Genomic DNA, 17535 nt, shown 5'->3' with positions numbered 1-17535 from the left:
TTGCTGGTCCTATATCGAAGGCCGTCGCAGGGAATATTTTCTACATATTCGATAGAAAAAGAAAGACCTGTCTTCCTCGCTCATGCGCCGCGCCCTAACATGCTTGCATTGAACCTGAAGGAGCGCCCATGTCCGCGGAATTTATCAGCGTAAGCTTTCCCAATGCATCGAACGATCTAAACCCCGTTCCAGACGCACCTGTGGATCCTGTTTTTCTGGAGCGCTATGCCCGCGCCCTTGATGATTACGGTTTCAACTATACGCTGATCCCTTACTCCTCATCGTCTTTCGATCCTTTCACGCTGGGCGCCACGGTGCTCGCGCACACGAAAAACATCAAGATCATCGTCGCCCTGCGGCCGAACACGGTTTATCCCACAGTTGCGGCCAAGTCGCTCGCGACGCTCGATCAGTTGAGTGGTGGACGTGTCGTGGTGCACTTCATTGCCGGCGGCAGCGATGAAGAACAGGCGCGTGAAGGCGACTTCCTCAACAAGGAAGAACGCTATGAGCGCCAGGAGGAATATATCCGCATCCTGCGCCTGGCCTGGACCTCGAAAGAGCCCTTCGACTTCGACGGAAAATATTACCAGTTCAAGCAATTCCGCAGCGCGGTGCGGCCCACAAACGGGCTTATTCCGATTTCGCTCGGTGGCTCCTCGGACGCCGCCTATCGCATCGGTGGTTCGCTCTGCGATATCTTCGGCCTGTGGGGAGAGCCGCTTGCCGAAACCAAGCAGCAGATCGAGCGGGTCTATGCGGAAGCCGCAAAGGCGGGCCGCACGGATCGCCCCCGGATCTGGGTCACATTCCGGCCAATCGTCGCCGAGACGGATGAGCTTGCCTGGGAAAAGGCTCACAGAACTCTGGATCGGTTGAACGAGAACCGCCAGAAAGGTGTAACACGCGCACCGCTCAACGCGCCGCGCCCGGCCAATGTCGGTTCGCAACGGCTTCTGGAAATCGCCGCACGCGGCGATGTGCATGATCGCGCCCTCTGGTATCCGACGGTCACCGCCACCAATGCCAGCGGCGCCACCACTGCGCTGGTCGGTTCGCCACGCACCATTGCGGATTCCATCCTCGACTACATCGATCTTGGCGCTGACCTGATCTCGATCCGCGGCTACGACAATTACAACGACGCGGTGGATTATGGCCGCTACATCCTGCCGCTTGTCCGCGAAGGCATTCGCGAACGGGAAGATGCGAAGAAAAAGACCGCTGCATGATGCCGCGATCCGGCCCGGTCGCCTGACCGGGCATTTTTTTGAAGTGCAGACGGAGCCAATCGCCCCTGATGGGGAAATGGTATTCCCCACAGCCAGAGAGCCTCGACCACGCATGTCTCATGACCCAACTGTCCTAGACGCAACCGCTCGCATCCTTGAACAGGCCGCACCGGATGCGGACCAGACTGGCCAGTTTCCCTGGACGGGTATCCGTGCCGTTCACGAAAGCGGCCTCCTCGAAAGCACGGTTGCGACACGTTATGGCGGCCAGGGAGCGACGCTTGCCGATACCGCCCACATTCTCGCGGCACTTGGCCGGGGCGATCCTTCTGTGGCGCTGATCAGCGCCATGACGATCTTTACCCATCTCGCCCAGGCCGCGAAAAACCACTGGCCCGAAGATCTCTACCGGCGGCTTCTGACGGACGCCAAACAACGGCCGTTGCTGCTCAATGCCGCGCGTGTCGAGCCGGAGCTGGGGTCGCCGGCGCGCGGTGGCCTGCCCGCGACGCTCGCCCGCCGGACAAACAATGGCTGGTCTATCACGGGCCGAAAACGCTTCGTGACGGGCGCATATGGTCTCACGCATTTCCTTGTCTGGGCGCATACTGACGAAACGCCGGCGCGGGTGGGAACATTCGTGGTGCCGAACGGGTTGCCGGGCATCAAGGTCATCGAGAACTGGCAGAGCCTCGGCATGCGCGCTACGGGATCGCACGATGTCGAATATGCCAATGTCGAAATCCCGGCGGAAAACGTCATCGACCTCGTCGATCCATCGGTCGCCCAGCAGGACAACCGGGCGCATGCGGCACTCACGCTGGCTTTGACAGCGCTTTACCTCGGCGTGGCAGAAGCCGCTCAGGCCAAGTTCATCCGCTTCGCGCATGAGCGTGTGCCGGCCAATCTCGGCCATCCCATCGCCCGCACGGAACGTTTCATAACGCTTTCAGGCGAAATCGATCTTCTGGTCTCAGGCGCCCGCCAGATCATTTTCGGCACGCTCGAAAACAACAATGGCGATGCGGAAGGATTCATCAGGGCAAGGCTGCTTGCCGGCCGGCAGCTGCGTGATGCCGTCGAGATCGCAGTGCGCGGCATCGGCAATCCAGGTCTTGGTAGCGAACTGGGCCTCGAACGACATTTCCGCGACATCCAGACGGTGCTCGTCCATGCGCCGCAGGAGGATACGTCGATTGCGATTTTGGGCCGCTCCGCCTTTGGCCGCTGGAGCCGCGAGGAGACTGCGGCCGCCCAACCTTCGGCAGGACTGCAAATCCTGAAATCCGCCTGACTATCGTCCCAGCGCCAGGGCACCACTAACCGTGGGCAAGCTTTCGCGCCGGGCCGAAGATCACAAAGCTCAGAGCGGCGAGCAACCAGACACTGATGCCGGCATAAAGCATGACCAGACCGAAACCGTCTGCGAGTGCCTGATGGACGAGTGCATCCGAAACACGCTCCACCGACGATCCCGCGGTTCCCGCCGCGATCTTCTCCGCGAGCGAACGCAGGGCGGGCAAATCCGCGCCGGACGGCAGGTTGGCCCTAAGCGACGACCAGACGCCCTCAACCAGAATGAAGCCCATGATCGGGATGTTGATGGCAAGCGAGATCATTCGCGCGCTCATGTCGATGCCGGAGGCCATGCCGGAACGGGCAGCGGGAACGGCACCGGTTGTCGTATTGGTGACCGGCGTGTTGGTGAGGCCAAGCCCGACACCGGACAGGATGCAGCCGGGCAGCATGGTGAGCCAGCTCGCATCTGCGACACTGCTGCCAAGTTTCATCAGCATGAAACCGAGACCGATGGTGAACAGACCGGCCGGGACGACAAGACGGGGTTGATAACGCAGCGACAGACGCTCGGCCAACGGCGGTACGACCAGCGCTGGCAGCGTATAGGCAAGCAGACCGAGACCGGCGGTGACGCTGTCATAACCAAGGCCCGCCTGAAACCAGATCGGCAGATAGATCATGAACGGCCAGAAGCTGATGTTCATCGCCGCCGAGCCGATAATCGCGCCGGAAAATGGCCGGATGCGAAATACGGAGAAATCGAACATCGGCCTTGGCGTGAGCTTTTCGACGATCACGAAGGCGATGAAACTCGCGACTGATAGACCAAGGATCAGAAGTGCCTTTGAACTGGCAAAGCCGAGTTCCGGTCCTTGGGTGATGAAAAACGCAAGGCAGAACACGGCAACCGAGAGTGTGGCGATACCGGCAAGATCAAGACGGGCCGCATCCGGATCACGCGATTCTTCCACACCGCTTGCGGCAAGGAACAGTGTCAGGATGCCGAGGGCCACGTGAACGAGGAATACCCACTCCCAGCTCCACAGCGCAACGATGGCTCCGCCGATGATCGGCCCGAAACCCAGCCCGACGCCGGAGACAATACCCCACCAGCCGAAAGCCATTCCACGCTCGCGGGCCGTGCGGAACTGATGTGACAGAATGGCGATCTGGCATACCAGCATCGCTCCACCGCTTAGTCCCTGAAGGAAGCGTGCGCCGATCAGCACCGCCACGCTTTCAGTCATGCCGCAGGCGAGGGAGGAAATGGCGAAAGCGACGATGGTCGCGATGAAGACGCGTTTGCGACCGAAGCGGTCGGCCAACGCGCCGGTTGCCATCAGCACCATCGTCACGCCGATCGTATAGGCGTTCATGATCCACTGCAGCTGCCGGAAATCCGCGTGCAGCACCTGCTCGAGCGTCGGCAGGATCGCCGGCACGCTGGAGATTTCCAGCCCGAACATCAGAGCGGAGAGACAGACGGCGGCGAGCGCAATGGCACTTCTACTCCGGGTTGGGGCGGTAACGGCAAGGGTCATTCTTCAGCCTTTCGTGGTTTGGACTGAAGCATCAGAAGACATGCACGCTTCGATCCGTGTTTTGCAGAGTCCAAGGCAAATTAGTGAAAGCTTGACCATAACTGAATTGGATGCTTGGATATTTCAGAGACAACAAATTTGGATGATTAAAGTGACCACTCTGGATGTGGATGCCGTTCAGGCTTTCGTCACCATCGCCGATCTGCAGAGCTTCACCCGCGCTGCCGAAACGCTCGGAACCACGCAGGGAGCCATCAGCGTCAAGCTCAAGCGGCTGGAAGACCGGCTCGGCCAGCGGCTTCTTGAACGGACGCCGCGCTCGGTGCGCCTTTCCGCGCAAGGCGCAGTGTTTCTAACACCAGCCCGCGAATTCCTTGCCGCGCATGATCGCGCCATGGCAGGGCTTTTTTCCACGCGCCGACGCTTTGGCCTTGGCATAGCCGCCCATGTTGCAGGGCCGGAAGTGCCAACGCTGCTGGCGCGGCTCAACGCGCACGATCCGGGACTGACGATAGAAGTGCGGATGGACAATTCCCGCACGTTGCTGGATGCCTTCGACCGCGGCGAGATCGATGCTGCAATCATCCGGCGCGAGGATGACAGGCGTGATGGCGAAGTGCTCGGGCCAGAGCATTTCGGCTGGTTCGCAGCCCCGCAATTCGAACATCGTCAGGGCGAGCCGCTGCGACTGGCCGCGCTTTCGCCCGCCTGCGGTGTACGTGACATCGCCGCCCGTGCTCTTGATTCCGCCGCCATCGCGTGGACGGAAGTCTTTCTTGGCGGCACCTCATCGATGGTGACCGCGGCCGTTTCGGCAGGTCTCGCCATTTCGGCATTCTCCTGCCGCCTGGCGCCACCCGGTACAATCGAGGTCAGCCAGCGTTTCAGCCTCCCGCCGCTGCCTTCCACCGAGATCGTGATGTTCTCGACCCTTACCGACAGCAGATCCCGTGAGGCGCTGCGCACACTGGCCGCCGCTTTCCGGGAACATCGACCGTGACTGTGAGCGACACCCAGTGGGTGCACAGGTCCTTGACTGGTCGCGCGCCCAGGTCGCACTGATGCGCCCAAGCCGGAGCACACGGGCGCTGGAAGCCATCATCCGCGATCTCATCGAGACCCGCGATGGCTACATATTTCGCCGAGCGCGTATGGGGCATTTCCCTCCGCTACGAGCTAGGCGGCAACCATCCGCTGGTGGGCTGCAGCGTTCCGGACTTCGCACTGGCGGACGGGAGGAGGACCGGCGAACTTCTGAGAGAGGGCAAAGGACTGCTTTTGAATTTTAGCGCGGACGCATCGCTTGAAGCGCTGGCAGGCCGCTGGAACGGCCGGATCTCCTATGTCGCCGGCAATGCCATCGACCAGTTGGGCTTGAGCACAGTCCTGGTGCGCCCCGATGGTATCGTCGCCTGGGCCACGGAGTCTGTTCCGGACAAGGAGGAATTCGCAAGGGCTGCAGCCCGTTGGTTCGGAGAGATTTGACGGGTATGTGAAGTGGCCGATCCGGTTGCCAAGCCATTTCTTCGGCAGATATGCCAGCCCCCGGCAATCTCGAGATTGTTTCATCGCCTTCCTGCATGAGCCGGACCGATGTATCGTTCCTTCCTATCAATGCAATGGAGTCATCATGTCCGTTCCCCAGAAAATCGGCTTTATCGGAACCGGCGCTATCACCGATGCGATGGTGCGGGGGCTGCTCAGCACGCCTGCCGCCGTGCCGCATGTCATGGCGTCCCAGCGCAGCGCGGATATCTCGGCCAGGCTTGCCGCAGATTTCCCGCAGGTGATTGTCTCAAGCGACAATCAGGCGATTGTTGACGGCTGCGATACCGTCGTGCTGGCCATCCGCCCGCAGATTGCCGAAGAGGTCATCCGGCCGCTGCGGTTTCGCGAGGGGCAGAAGGTCATAAGCGTCGTTGCCGCAACCGGTCGACAGGCACTTCTTGACTGGATCGGCGCGGATGTGCGTTTGACCCAGGCGATCCCGCTGCCCTTTGTCGCCCGCCGCAAAGGCGTCACGGCCGTTTACCCCTCCGATGCGGATACCGCCGCGATCTTCAACGTGCTCGGCAATGCGGTGGAATGTGAAACAAAGGCGGAATACGACCTTCTCGCCGCCGCAAGCGCCCTGATGGCAACCTATTTCGGCATTCTGCAACAGACGACGGCGTGGTTGGCCGAAAACGGCCTGCCGGAAGAAAAGGGCCGCGCCTATCTTGCACCCCTCTTCGCCGGCCTCTCCGAAGTGGCGCTGCTTGCCGGCAGGGACACGGACTTCACCGATCTCAGCCGCGAATTCGCCACCAAGGGTGGCTTGAACGAGCAGGTTCTTCAGGACTTTGACGGCAATGGCGGTTCGAGCGCATTGAAGCGGGCATTGAGCCGCGTGCTGGAACGGATTACGCAATAGACAGTCCGCGCCGACAATTGATCCGAACTGAAAGAACGATGCCATGACCTTTGCTATCCATATGATCGATGTATTCGGCTCCGGCCCGCTTTCTGGCAATCCGCTGGCGGTCGTCACGGGTGCAGACACCTTGACCACGGATGACATGCAGCGATTGACGCGGTGGTTCAATCTGTCCGAAACCACGTTTCTGCTGCCGCCCACCCACCCTCAGGCTGATTACCGTGTCCGGATATTCTCACTGGACCGGGAGATGCCTTTTGCCGGACACCCTACGCTCGGCACTTGCCATGCCTGGCTCTGCGAAAACGGCCTGCCCAAAAGCGAAACGGGCATCGTTCAGGAGTGCGGTGCCGGTCTGGTCACGATCCGGCACGCGCACGGTCGACTTTCCTTTGCCGCTCCGCCCCTTATCCGTTCCGGCGCGCCGACACCCGCAGAGCTGGAAGAGGCCCGGCAGCTGCTGGGAATAGAGACACGCGACATCGTTGATGCCGCATGGATCGACAATGGCCCCGGCTGGTTGGGGATCAGGCTGGCATCGGCTGAGAAGGTGCTTGCCCTTGAGCCGGTCCGCAGCTGGCCCGGCCGCATTGACGTTGGCGTCGTTGGTCCGCACGCAAATGGCGGCGAAGCCGCCTTCGAGGTTCGCGCCTTCTTCAGCGATCATCTGGGCGCCATCGCCGAGGATCCTGTCACCGGAAGCCTCAACGCCTCGCTGGCGCAATGGCTGTTTGCGACAGGCGTGGTCGCGGAAGACTATGTCGCCGCCCAGGGCACACGTCTTGGCCGTCAAGGCCGCATTTACCTGACCCGCGATGATACCGGCCAGATATGGGTCGGCGGCGAGACACGCACGCAAGTCGAAGGCCGGCTGCACGGCCTTTGAAAAGACAGATAATGACGAGGTGACTTGATGAATAGCAGTGTTTACCGCCCGATTTCGCAACGCGTATTGGCGGATGATTGGGGACGGCTGACCAAATATGAGTATGAACTTCAGCTAAGGGACGGAAGCTGGCAACGGCAGACCCGTGAGGCGTATGATCGCGGCAACGGAGCGACATGCCTGTTGTACAACCCCGCAAACGACCATGTTTTGCTCACCCGCCAGTTCCGTTTGCCGGTTCTCTTGAACGGCGGCCTCGAGTCGCTGATCGAGACACCGGCGGGGCTGCTGGAAGGCGCTGAACCGGCAGCGCGCATGCGTGCGGAACTGATGGAGGAGACCGGTTATGAGGTTTCCGAACTCACCCATCTGTTCGATATCTATATGAGCCCCGGATCGGTCACCGAATACCTCGCCTTTTTCTACGGCGAATATGCCGAGAACCATAAAGTGGGCGCAGGCGGCGGCTCGGCGGACGAGGGAGAAGACATAGACGTGCTGGAAATCGCTCTGCCAGAGGCTATGCAGATGATCGGCCGCGGCGATATTCGCGACGCCAAGACCATCATTCTGCTGCAGCACCTCACCATCCGGCTTTTGCAGGAAAAGCACGGAACACGCTGATCCCGACCGCAATATTACCAATGCGGACCCGATGCTGATTACCGGCCAGACTACAGGATGAACAGGACGAATTTGCCTGCCGTAGACTGGCCGAAACCCATCACTTGCGTTGGAGGGGCGGCAAAGATCAAAGACTTACGATTTGGGCTTCACCTGCCATCCTCAAAACGGAATGCGGGGAAGCCCTTGATGCCGGACGGAATGACCCAAACGCCACCGGAAAGAGGTACCTCGCTCAGCCTGTCTTCCGTCATGTTATGGCGGTGCGATGTGACGAAAAGCGAGCCGAAATCCGGCCCGCCAAAGCAAGGCATCGTTGGATGCGGAACAGGCATCCGTATTGTCCCGATCTGTTGACTGCCGTCTTCCGAGAAAATGTTCAAAACGCCGGCAGAGACACCCGCGCTCCAATATTGGCCGCTTATGTCAAGGCAGCCACCATCGGGCCTTCCGGTCTCTTCCTGCATTTGTGCGACGAGCACGCCTTCATCAAATACACCGTTGGTTTTGTCGAAATTCCGCCTGCGTATCCATTTCTGCACGGAATCGCTTTGCCACATGACGGAACCGTCCTGCGAAAAAGCGAGGCCGTTGGGACATGTCAGTCCGGTCTGAATACGTTCGGCCCCGTTATTCGTAATACGCCAGAGCTCTCCGTGGGGCTGCATCTGCGAAAGCGGGACATTGTGCATGGTGCCAACCCAGAAAGCTCCATCCGGACCCACACGTCCGTCATTCAGCCGGCAGGCGATGCCTTGAGGTGCGGAAATGGAATGAAGGGTGCGCCGCGCGCCGCTTTCCGGATTGAGGATGAGTATGTCCATCCCGCAAGCGACAATCAGATCACCGCTCTGACAGAGCCCGAGACTGGAGACGGTTTCCGGGAACGTCCATTCACGATACTGGACGCCGCCCAGCCCAGCTGAACGTAGCTTCTTGCCAAGAATGTCGCACCAGAACAGGACCTGGCGTCTTTCGTCCCACACCGGGCTTTCCGCGAGAATGCTGATTTCGTCGCACAGTAGTCCGGCCTGATCGATCGCAGGCGCGTTGTCGAAATTTGCTGTTGTCATTTTCTGTCTGAACCGTTGAATTGCGCAGCGTGGCGTTATTCGAAATATTCATGATGTGCTTCGAAGATCTGCGACAGAATGCCGAGGACGCGGCGGAGATGCTGGCGCAGATAATCCACCGCGCTCTCCTCCTCACGCGCCTTTATTGCATTGTAGACGGCCTCATGCTCCGTCAGCAGTCTGGCCATGTGTGCTTCGTCGGTAATCGCCAGCGCTCGCAGGCGGTCTAGCCCAGCCTTTTCCCGGATCAACAGGGTCTCCAGCCTTTCGAGGCCGGTTGCGGCGGCAAGGGCGCTGTGGAACTGGTCGTCATGGATACGGAAGGCCTTTTTGTCGCCAAGCTCCATCGCCACACGCTGGCCTTCCAGCGCATGCAGGATTTCCTGGTCCGCTTCGGCCGGAATGCCGGTCTGGCAGAGCCTGCGGGCAGCGGCAACCTCCAGCGCCTCACGAATGAACTGCGCGCTGCGGATATTTTTGTCCGACAGTCTGGAGACATAGGTCCCGCGGCTCGGCAGGGTGACGATCAAACCGTCATCTCGCAGCCGGCTCAACGCCTCGCGCACCGGGGTGCGGCTGGAGTTGAAGGACTGGCCAATCTCGTTTTCCGACACGGCCTGGCCCGGAAACAGCTCCCGCGAAAGGATGGCAGATTTCAGCGCCGAATAGATCTGGTCCACAACCGGTCGGTTGAAATCCAGTCGTTCCATCATCGGCACCGTGCCGCCTGTCATCGGGATCTTTGGCATACGCTCTCCAAATGTCTTTCTCTATAACCGGTATACCGGAACACTGGTGTGTTGACAACCGGCATACCGGTATGCAATTGAATGGCCATGGGAAGGAGGCTCCCGAATGCAAAATATCAAGACCTGCGTCATCGTTGGTGCCGGAATGGTAGCGAAGACGCATGTGCTTGCCTGTACGGCAAGCCCTGAAAAAATCCGCCTGAAAGCGATAGTCGACGGTGGCTCCGGCCGCGCGAAAGCGCTGGCTGCCGAAGCGGCAAAACACACCGGTCACCACGTTGCCGTATACGCGTCAATCGAGGAAGCCGCGCGTGACGGCGATGTCGATTTCGCCATCATCGCAACGCCGCCCAATGCCCGCGCCGATATCGTCGGTCCGCTTGCAAGAGCCGGCAAACACATTCTTCTCGAAAAGCCTGTCGCCCGCAACACTCGGGAAGCGGCCGATCTGGTAGCGCTCTGCCGCGATGCGGGTGTAACGCTCGGTATCATTTTCCAGCACCGCATGCGCGCCGCATCGCAAAAGGCACGCGAACTGGTCGCATCCGGCACGCTTGGCGAACTAGGCCTTTGCGAGATTTCGGTGCCGTGGTGGCGTACCCAGGCCTATTATGATGAGCCGGGACGCGGCACGCTTGCGCGTGACGGCGGCGGCGTTCTGATATCGCAGGCAATCCACACGATCGATCTGGCCCTGAGCCTTGCAGGCCCTGTGGCCAGCGTGCAGGCCATGGCGGCAACGACGCGTTTTCACAAGATGGAAACCGAGGATTACGTATCGGCCGGCCTTCGTTTCAAAAACGGCGCCGTCGGCTCGCTCGTCGCGAGCACCGCAAGCTTTCCCGGTGCGCCTGAATCCATTCTCCTCCATTTCGACAAGGCAAGCCTGCGGCTCGCATCCGGCCTGCTGCATGTCGACTGGCGCGACGGCCGCCAGGAAACCTTCGGTGGTGCCGCTTCCGGCACCGGTGGCGGCGCCGATCCCATGGCTTTCACGCATGAATGGCATCAGGGCGTTTTCGACGATTTCGTCGACGCCATTTCTTCAGGGCGCCCGCCGGTCGTCACCGGTGAAGCAGCTCTTTTGTCTCACAGACTGATCGACGCGATCATCAACTCAGCCGAAACCGGCAAGGAAGTGGAACTGCAGGATGAGTAAACCAATCAAGTTCGTGGCTCTCGGCATAGAGCACAGGCACATTTTCGGCATGGCGCAGAACATGCTGGATGCCGGTGCGCAATTCGCGGGCTGGTGGACGCAAGGCGAGCCGGACGTGGTCGAAGGTTTCGTAAAGCGCTTCCCGGACGTGCCGCGTGCTGCCTCCAAGGAGGATTTGCTGGCTGACCAAACCATCGATCTCGTCATCATTGCCGACATTCCGTCCAAGCGTGCCGATCTTGCCATCGCTGCCATGGAAGCGGGCAAGGACGTCATGTCCGACAAGCCGGGCTGCACCACCTTCGACCAGCTTGAGCGCCTGCGCCAGACCGTTGCCAAGACCAAAAGAATCTGGACCGTCGATTTTTCCGAACGCTTCGAAGTCCCGAGCGTCACGAAAGCCGCCGAGTTGGTTGCACAGGGTGCCATCGGCCGCGTCATCCAGACGGTTGGCCTTGGTCCGCACCGCCTGAACCGACAAATCCGCCCGACATGGTTCTTCGAACGCGCGGCCTATGGCGGCATTCTCACCGATATTGCCAGCCACCAGATCGACCAGTTCATGTTCTTTACGGGCTCCACCGAAGTTGAGATCGTATCTGCCACCGTTGCCAATTACGCCAATCCGGGCGATCCGGGCCTGCAGGATTTCGGCGAAGTCGTGCTGCGCGGCGACAAGGGCCATGGGTATATCCGCGTCGACTGGTACACACCCGATGCACTGCCGACATGGGGTGATGGCCGCCTGACGATCCTCGGTACAGAAGGTTACATCGAACTGCGCAAATACGTCGATGTCGGCAACACCGAGGGCACAGACCGTCTGATCCTCGTCAATGGCGACCGTTGCGAATATATCGACGCATCCGGTGCCGGCCTGCCCTACTTCGCCCGTGTATGCGACGATATACGCAACCGCACGGAAACTGCCATGACGCAGGAACACGTCTTCAAGGTTTGTGACCTCTCGCTTCAGGCGCAGGCCAAGGCTGAAGGAACCGCAGCATGATCGGCGTCGCCATTATCGGCGCCGGTATTGGCGCACAGCATCTGAGCGGTTATCTGGCGCTGCCGGAACGTTTCACCGTCAAGGCGATCTGCGATCTTGATGTGGAGCGGGCACGGGCGGTGGCTGGCGAAGGTTCTTCCATCCGCATCACGGCGGATCTCGAAGAAGTCCTCGCCGATGAAAGCATTTCGCTCATAGACGTCTGCCTGCCGCCGCATCTGCATTTCCCCGTAATGCTTAAGGCCCACGCGGCCGGCAAGGACGTGGTCTGCGAAAAGCCGCTGGTGCGTTCGCTGGAGGAAGCAAATGCGCTGATGGAATCTGTCAAGAAGACCGGACGGCGCGTCTTTCCGGTTTTCCAGTATCGTTTTGGTCCCGCCCTGCGGCAGCTGCGCGCCCTCATCGACGCCGGACTTGCTGGCAAAGCCTATGTGGCAAGCTCGGAAGTTCACTGGAACCGTGGCGCGAGCTACTACGACATTCCCTGGCGCGGCACCTGGAAGGGTGAATGCGGCGGCGCGATCCTCGGTCACGCCATCCATGCCCACGACCTTCTGTGCCATGTCCTAGGTCCGGTGGAACAGGTCTTCGCCATGGCCGACACCCGGGTGAACAGGATCGAGACGGAAGACTGCGCTGCCATCAGCTTCCGCATGAAGAGCGGCGCGCTCGCCACCAGCTCGGTCACGCTTGGTGCAGCCGACGACACGTCCCGTCTGCGGTTCTGCTTCGAAGGCTTCACGGCCGAAAGCGGAACGCTGCCCTATCGTCCGGCGGAAGATAAATGGCACTTTACGGCGCGGGCGCCGACCACGCAGAACCAGATCGACGCCGTCCTCGCAACGGTGGAAGATGGCGAAAACGGCTTTACCGGTTTTGTCGAGGCGATTGCCAATGCGATGGAGGGTCGCGCGGGCAAGGAAGTGACGATTACGGACGGCTTGCAGTCCATCGAACTCGTAACCGCAATCTACACATCGGTACAGGAAGGCACGGCCGTTCGCCTGCCGCTGACCGCTGACAATGAGCGGCTCAAGGGTTGGGCTCCGCGCGCGTCCGCCACGGCATAATCATCTAAAGGGAGGAAACCAGATGAGCAGAAAATACAGCCTGGCGTTTGCCTTGGCCCTGGGGACGGCATCTTTTGCCGGTGCCGCTGAGGCACAGGAAGTTCGCTTCACCTGCGCCTATGACGGCAACGGCTGCGAAGTCCTGAAGGACATCCTGTCGCGTTACGAAAAACAGCATCCTGACGTCAAGATCGTTACGGATATCGTGCCCTACAAGGCGCTTCTCGAAGGCCTGCCGGTGCAGCTCGCCGGCGGGAGCGGCCCGGATTTCGCAACCGTCACCGATCTTGGCGGCCTCAATCGCTATTATCTCGACCTGACGCCCTACGTGGATGCGAAGTACTGGCAGGACAATTTCGGCGATGTGCTGAAATGGTATCGTAGCGGCCCCGACGACAAGGGCATCTATGGTATGCAGACGCAGCTTACCATTACCGGCGCCTTCATCAACCGCACCTTGTTCGATCAGGCGAAAGTCGCCGTTCCCGGCAAGGATGCGACTTTTGACGACTGGGCGAAGGCCGCAAATGAAGTGGCCAAGGCCACCGGCTCGCCATACCCCATGGCGATCGACCGCTCCGGTCACCGTATCGCCGGTCCGGCTATTTCCTACGGTGCGAAACTTTTCGACGCCGACGGCAAGCCGATCCTGGTCGACGAGGGCTTCACCACTTTCGTGAAGAAATTCGTCGAGTGGAACAAGGGCGGCACCATGGCGCGTGACGTTTGGGCCGGCCAGGGTGGCAACACCTACCGCGATGCGGCGCAGGAATTCATCAATGGTCAGCTCGTCTATTATTATTCCGGCAGCTGGCAGACAGCGCGCTTCGACAGTCAGGTCGGCGATGCTTTCGACTGGGAAGTCGTGTCGCAGCCATGCGGACCGGCCGCATGCACCGGCATGCCGGGCGGAACGGGTATCGTGGGCTTCAAACAGACCAAGAACCCCAAGATCGTCGCGGATATTCTGAACTTCCTTGCGCAGGACGAAAATTACCTCGATTTCACCGTCCGTACCCGCAACGTCCCGGCTCACAAGGCCGTCGGCGCAAAGCCTATCGACTACACCGGCGCAACCCCGGCGACCCAGAAGGCCATGAACGCGTGGCTGGATCAGGTCCCTGGTATCAGCCCCGTCGCCTACGCCTATCAGGGCTACAAGAACAACCGCGCGATGTTCAACATTTCCGTCCAGCGCGTCACGCAGGCGATTGTTGGCGAAAGCTCGGTTGACGACGCCATGACACGTGCGAAGGCCGATCTTGAGGAAGCGTTGAAACAGGCGAAGTGATCCATCGCCTTCCGGCGCGGCCTTGCCGCGCCGCGCCGGATCGAAGGAGGACCATCAATGTACAGACTTCTTGCGCCCGTCATGGGCATCATAGAGCTGCCTTTCGCCCTCTTGCAGAAAATGCTCGGGCATCGGCGCATCGCATGGGTGTTTCTGACACCCAATCTCCTGTTGTTTGCGGTCTTCGCGTTTTTGCCGATCGTTCTCAACATGGCTTATTCAGTGACCGGCAGCGAGCATATCCTGCTGTCGGAACGCCCCTCCGTGGGCGGCGAAAACTTCTCGGTCCTTCTCTCGTGCCAGAACTATTTCGATCCCAATTCCTGTCAGCGCGATCTTTTCTGGCGCTCCGTCTGGAACACGATTTTCTTCGTGGTGCTGCAGGTCGGGTTCATGGTGGGCTTCTCGCTGATTACGGCGGTCGTGCTCAACCGTGACATCAGGGCACGCGGTTTCTTCCGCGCCGTCTTCTTCTTTCCCGTGCTGCTTTCACCGGTGGTCGTGGCGCTGATATGGAAGTGGATATTGCAGCGTTTCGGCGTCCTGAACGCTGCGCTCGATTCCCTCGGTATCGGTTCGGTGGACTGGCTGCTGGAGGCCAACCTTGCCTTTGGATGGTCGGTATTCCTGTCCGTCTGGGCGCATATGGGCTTCTACACGCTCATCCTGCTTGCCGGCCTTCAGGCCATTCCGCGTGACGCCTATGAGGCGGCACAGCTGGACAAGGCAAGCCCGTGGCGGATTTTCCGCCGGATCACAATGCCGCTTCTCGCCCCGACCATGCTCGTGGTTCTCGTATTGTCCCTCATCAAGGGCGTACAGACCTTCGATGAAGTCTTCGCATTTACCGGCGGCGGGCCGGGTTCGGCAACGACCTTCATCATTCAATTCATCTATCAGACTGGTTTTGCCGGAACACCCCGCAACTTCGGACTGGCCGCGGCCGCTTCGCTGCTGCTTGCCGTGGTTCTCGTGGTGCTGACTGCCCTGCAATTCCGGGCCAACAGGAGCAAAGTCGATGGCTAGGATTGGCGCATTTCTAACCCGCACACGCGGCAGAAACGGCAAATTGCACTGGACCGACTGGCTGTCCTACGCCTATCTCGGCGTTGCCGTTCTGATGATGTTCGGACCCGTTCTCTGGCTCGTTCTCTCCTCCTTCAAGACGGAAGCCGACCTCCAGCGGTTTCCGCCACGCCTGCTTCCCTATGCGCAGGAAACCGTGGTCATTGACGGTCAGGCCGCACCTTTGCCGGCCTTTGTCGACAAGGAAGGCCGCAAGCTCGGCATGATCAGGCGCGTCGGGCTCGTCGCCCAGGTGGTGGATCCGGCAAAGCCCGGCGAAGTCATGAAGATGCCGTTCAACGAGCTGCGCCCGGCCGAGAAGGTTGCACTGGCGACGGAGAACTACACCGAGCTTTTCCAGCGCTTCAACTTTCCGCTTTATTTCTGGAACTCGACCTTCATCACCGTGACGTCGACCGTCATCATGCTGATCGTGAACTCCATGGCGGCCTTTGCACTGTCGAAATACAGCTTCAAGGGCAGAGGCGTGGTTCTGGCACTCGTCGTCGGAACGTTGATGATCCCGCAGACCGTCGTGCTCGTTCCGCTTTTTCTCATCACCAGCCAGCTCGGCATGATCAACAGCCTGTGGGGTGTGATCATTCCAGGAGCGGCCACACCGACCGGGGTATTTCTGCTGCGCCAATACATGTTGACCATCCCGGATGAAATCCTAGATGCGGCACGCATGGACAAGGCCAGCGAATGGAAAATCTACTGGCGCATCATCCTGCCACTGTCTGCACCGGCGCTCGCGGTGCTCGCCATCCTCGCCATCATGTGGCGTTGGAACGACTTCCTGTGGCCGCTTATCGTGCTGACGCGCAACGACAATTTCACCCTGCAACTGGCGCTCAACTCCTTCCAGGGAGAAATGACGACAGAGTGGAGCAATCTGCTGGCCATGACGGTGCTGACATTGGCGCCAATCGCGCTGGTCTTCATGTTCCTGCAAAAATATATCGCCACCGGCATCGCATCGACCGGCGGAAAATGATCCTCAAGGGAGGGAATGACACAATGGCAAGTATAGAGCTTCGTCAGGTCAAAAAAACATATGGCGCCCTCGACGTCATCAAGGGTATCGATCTCGATATCAAGCACGGCGAGTTCTGTGTTTTCGTCGGCCCGTCCGGTTGCGGAAAATCGACGCTGCTGCGCATGATCTCCGGTCTTGAAGAGCTGAGCGGCGGCGATATCGTCATCGGCGGCGACGTGGTGAACGCGGTTCCGGCTGCCGATCGCGGGCTTGCCATGGTGTTCCAGTCCTATGCGCTCTACCCGCATATGACGGTTCGGGAAAACCTGTCCTTCGGCCTGGAAAATATCGGCACGCCGAAAAAAGACATCGTCGAGAAGGTCTCACAGGTGTCCAAGATGCTGCAGATCGACCAGCTGCTTGAGCGGCGGCCCAAGGATCTGTCGGGCGGCCAGCGACAGCGCGTCGCGATCGGTCGCGCTGTCGTGCGCGAACCGCGGGTTTTCCTGTTTGACGAGCCGCTGTCGAACCTCGATGCGGAACTGCGCGTGGATATGCGCGGCGAGATTTCCAGCCTGCATCGGCGTCTTGGCAATACCATGATCTATGTGACCCACGATCAGGTGGAGGCCATGACGATGGCCGACAAGATTGCCGTGCTGCGCGCCGGAAAGCTCGAGCAGTTCGGCGTTCCCCTCGATCTTTATAATCGCCCCGCAAACCTTTTCGTAGCGGGCTTCATCGGTTCGCCGAAGATGAACTTCTTCGCCGGCGAAGTAGTAGCAGAAGGTCAGCCGTCCCTTAAAATCGCGACCGGCGAATTGATCCCGTTGCCGCAGAGCGGCTTTTCCTACGCACCCGGCCAGAAGGTCACGCTCGGCATTCGCCCCAACCATGTGCAGCCCACACCGGACGGTGCGGTGACCATGTCCGTGCGCACGGCAGAGCAGCTCGGCGGGGAATCCTATCTCTATGGCAACCTCGGTGACGGCAGCCACGTCACCCTGCATCTTGCGGGGCAGACATCGACATCGGCTGGCGAAGTCATCCGCATGTCGGCGCCGCTCCAACATATCCACCTCTTCGATACGAAAAGCGGGCTGACGCTGAAGCAGGACTAAGCCTCCGTCGCCACGCCCCCG

The 17535-nt window shown here is 60.1% G+C and carries 16 protein-coding genes and 1 pseudogene; 14 read left to right on the top strand and 3 right to left on the bottom strand.

Annotated features, from left to right (window positions below; translation table 11 throughout):
- Window positions 1-128: 128 nt before the first annotated feature.
- Entirely contained in the window at window positions 129-1232 is a 1104-nt protein-coding gene (locus tag T18_RS19355) for an LLM class flavin-dependent oxidoreductase (protein WP_003518064.1), read from the top strand.
- Window positions 1233-1344: 112 nt separating this feature from the next.
- Window positions 1345-2526, top strand: a complete 1182-nt coding sequence (locus T18_RS19350; protein WP_003518063.1) for an acyl-CoA dehydrogenase family protein — start codon at window positions 1345-1347, stop codon at window positions 2524-2526.
- A 25-nt stretch (window positions 2527-2551) separates the two neighbouring features.
- Here T18_RS19350 and T18_RS19345 read toward each other — a convergent pair whose 3' ends face one another.
- A complete protein-coding gene (locus T18_RS19345; RefSeq protein WP_038494561.1) occupies window positions 2552-4072 on the bottom strand; it encodes an MFS transporter in 1521 nt (506 codons plus the stop codon).
- Window positions 4073-4214: 142 nt separating this feature from the next.
- Here T18_RS19345 and T18_RS19340 point away from each other — a divergent pair, with 142 nt between their 5' ends.
- The 5 genes and pseudogenes from T18_RS19340 to T18_RS19320 all read left to right on the top strand — a co-directional run bounded on the left by T18_RS19340 (window position 4215) and on the right by T18_RS19320 (window position 7998).
- Window positions 4215-5072 (top strand): LysR family transcriptional regulator, encoded by an 858-nt coding sequence (locus T18_RS19340; protein ID WP_003518061.1) that lies wholly within the window; start codon window positions 4215-4217, stop codon window positions 5070-5072.
- A 1-nt stretch (window position 5073) separates the two neighbouring features.
- A pseudogene (locus T18_RS27200) lies at window positions 5074-5557 on the top strand (FAD-dependent oxidoreductase); the annotation flags it as partial.
- A 145-nt stretch (window positions 5558-5702) separates the two neighbouring features.
- Window positions 5703-6485: a pyrroline-5-carboxylate reductase gene (locus T18_RS19330; RefSeq protein ID WP_038494558.1), complete on the top strand. Its 783-nt coding sequence runs from the start codon at window positions 5703-5705 to the stop codon at window positions 6483-6485.
- 43 nt (window positions 6486-6528) lie between these two features.
- Window positions 6529-7374, top strand: a complete 846-nt coding sequence (locus T18_RS19325) for a PhzF family phenazine biosynthesis protein (RefSeq protein WP_038494556.1) — start codon at window positions 6529-6531, stop codon at window positions 7372-7374.
- A gap of 27 nt (window positions 7375-7401) precedes the next feature.
- Window positions 7402-7998: an NUDIX domain-containing protein gene (locus T18_RS19320; RefSeq protein ID WP_038494553.1), complete on the top strand. Its 597-nt coding sequence runs from the start codon at window positions 7402-7404 to the stop codon at window positions 7996-7998.
- Window positions 7999-8147: 149 nt separating this feature from the next.
- Here the strand turns inward: T18_RS19320 and T18_RS19315 are convergent, their stop codons facing one another.
- Window positions 8148-9071: an SMP-30/gluconolactonase/LRE family protein gene (locus T18_RS19315; protein ID WP_038494550.1), complete on the bottom strand. Its 924-nt coding sequence runs from the start codon at window positions 9069-9071 to the stop codon at window positions 8148-8150.
- Between the two features lie 35 nt (window positions 9072-9106).
- On the bottom strand, window positions 9107-9820 hold the full coding sequence (locus T18_RS19310; protein WP_038494548.1) for a GntR family transcriptional regulator: 714 nt from the start codon (window positions 9818-9820) through the stop codon (window positions 9107-9109).
- A gap of 106 nt (window positions 9821-9926) precedes the next feature.
- Here T18_RS19310 and T18_RS19305 point away from each other — a divergent pair, with 106 nt between their 5' ends.
- The 7 genes from T18_RS19305 to T18_RS19275 are packed head-to-tail and all read left to right on the top strand — an operon-like array spanning window position 9927 to window position 17514.
- The gene (locus T18_RS19305) at window positions 9927-10979 is read left to right on the top strand and encodes a Gfo/Idh/MocA family protein (RefSeq protein WP_038494544.1); all 1053 of its coding nucleotides are present in this window, start codon (window positions 9927-9929) and stop codon (window positions 10977-10979) included.
- Complete coding sequence (locus tag T18_RS19300; RefSeq protein WP_003518052.1) at window positions 10972-11988, top strand: Gfo/Idh/MocA family protein; 1017 nt, start codon at window positions 10972-10974, stop codon at window positions 11986-11988. The genes T18_RS19305 and T18_RS19300 overlap by 8 nt, the downstream gene beginning before the upstream one ends.
- Entirely contained in the window at window positions 11985-13058 is a 1074-nt protein-coding gene (locus tag T18_RS19295) for a Gfo/Idh/MocA family protein (protein ID WP_038494541.1), read from the top strand. The genes T18_RS19300 and T18_RS19295 overlap by 4 nt, the downstream gene beginning before the upstream one ends.
- Before the next feature lie 22 nt (window positions 13059-13080).
- On the top strand, window positions 13081-14349 hold the full coding sequence (locus T18_RS19290; protein ID WP_038494538.1) for an ABC transporter substrate-binding protein: 1269 nt from the start codon (window positions 13081-13083) through the stop codon (window positions 14347-14349).
- Window positions 14350-14406: 57 nt separating this feature from the next.
- The gene (locus tag T18_RS19285) at window positions 14407-15375 is read left to right on the top strand and encodes a carbohydrate ABC transporter permease (RefSeq protein WP_038494535.1); all 969 of its coding nucleotides are present in this window, start codon (window positions 14407-14409) and stop codon (window positions 15373-15375) included.
- Window positions 15368-16411, top strand: coding sequence for a carbohydrate ABC transporter permease (locus tag T18_RS19280; protein WP_003518047.1), 1044 nt, complete (start codon window positions 15368-15370; stop codon window positions 16409-16411). The genes T18_RS19285 and T18_RS19280 overlap by 8 nt, the downstream gene beginning before the upstream one ends.
- A gap of 23 nt (window positions 16412-16434) precedes the next feature.
- The gene (locus T18_RS19275; RefSeq protein ID WP_038494532.1) at window positions 16435-17514 is read left to right on the top strand and encodes an ABC transporter ATP-binding protein; all 1080 of its coding nucleotides are present in this window, start codon (window positions 16435-16437) and stop codon (window positions 17512-17514) included.
- Window positions 17515-17535 lie beyond the last annotated feature (21 nt).

The sequence above is a fragment of the Rhizobium sp. TBD182 genome (assembly GCF_001950375.1).
GTDB classification, from domain to species: domain Bacteria; phylum Pseudomonadota; class Alphaproteobacteria; order Rhizobiales; family Rhizobiaceae; genus Agrobacterium; species Agrobacterium tumefaciens.
The sequence above is the reverse complement of the archived record's forward strand: the minus strand, read 5'-3'. Positions and strand labels throughout refer to the sequence as shown.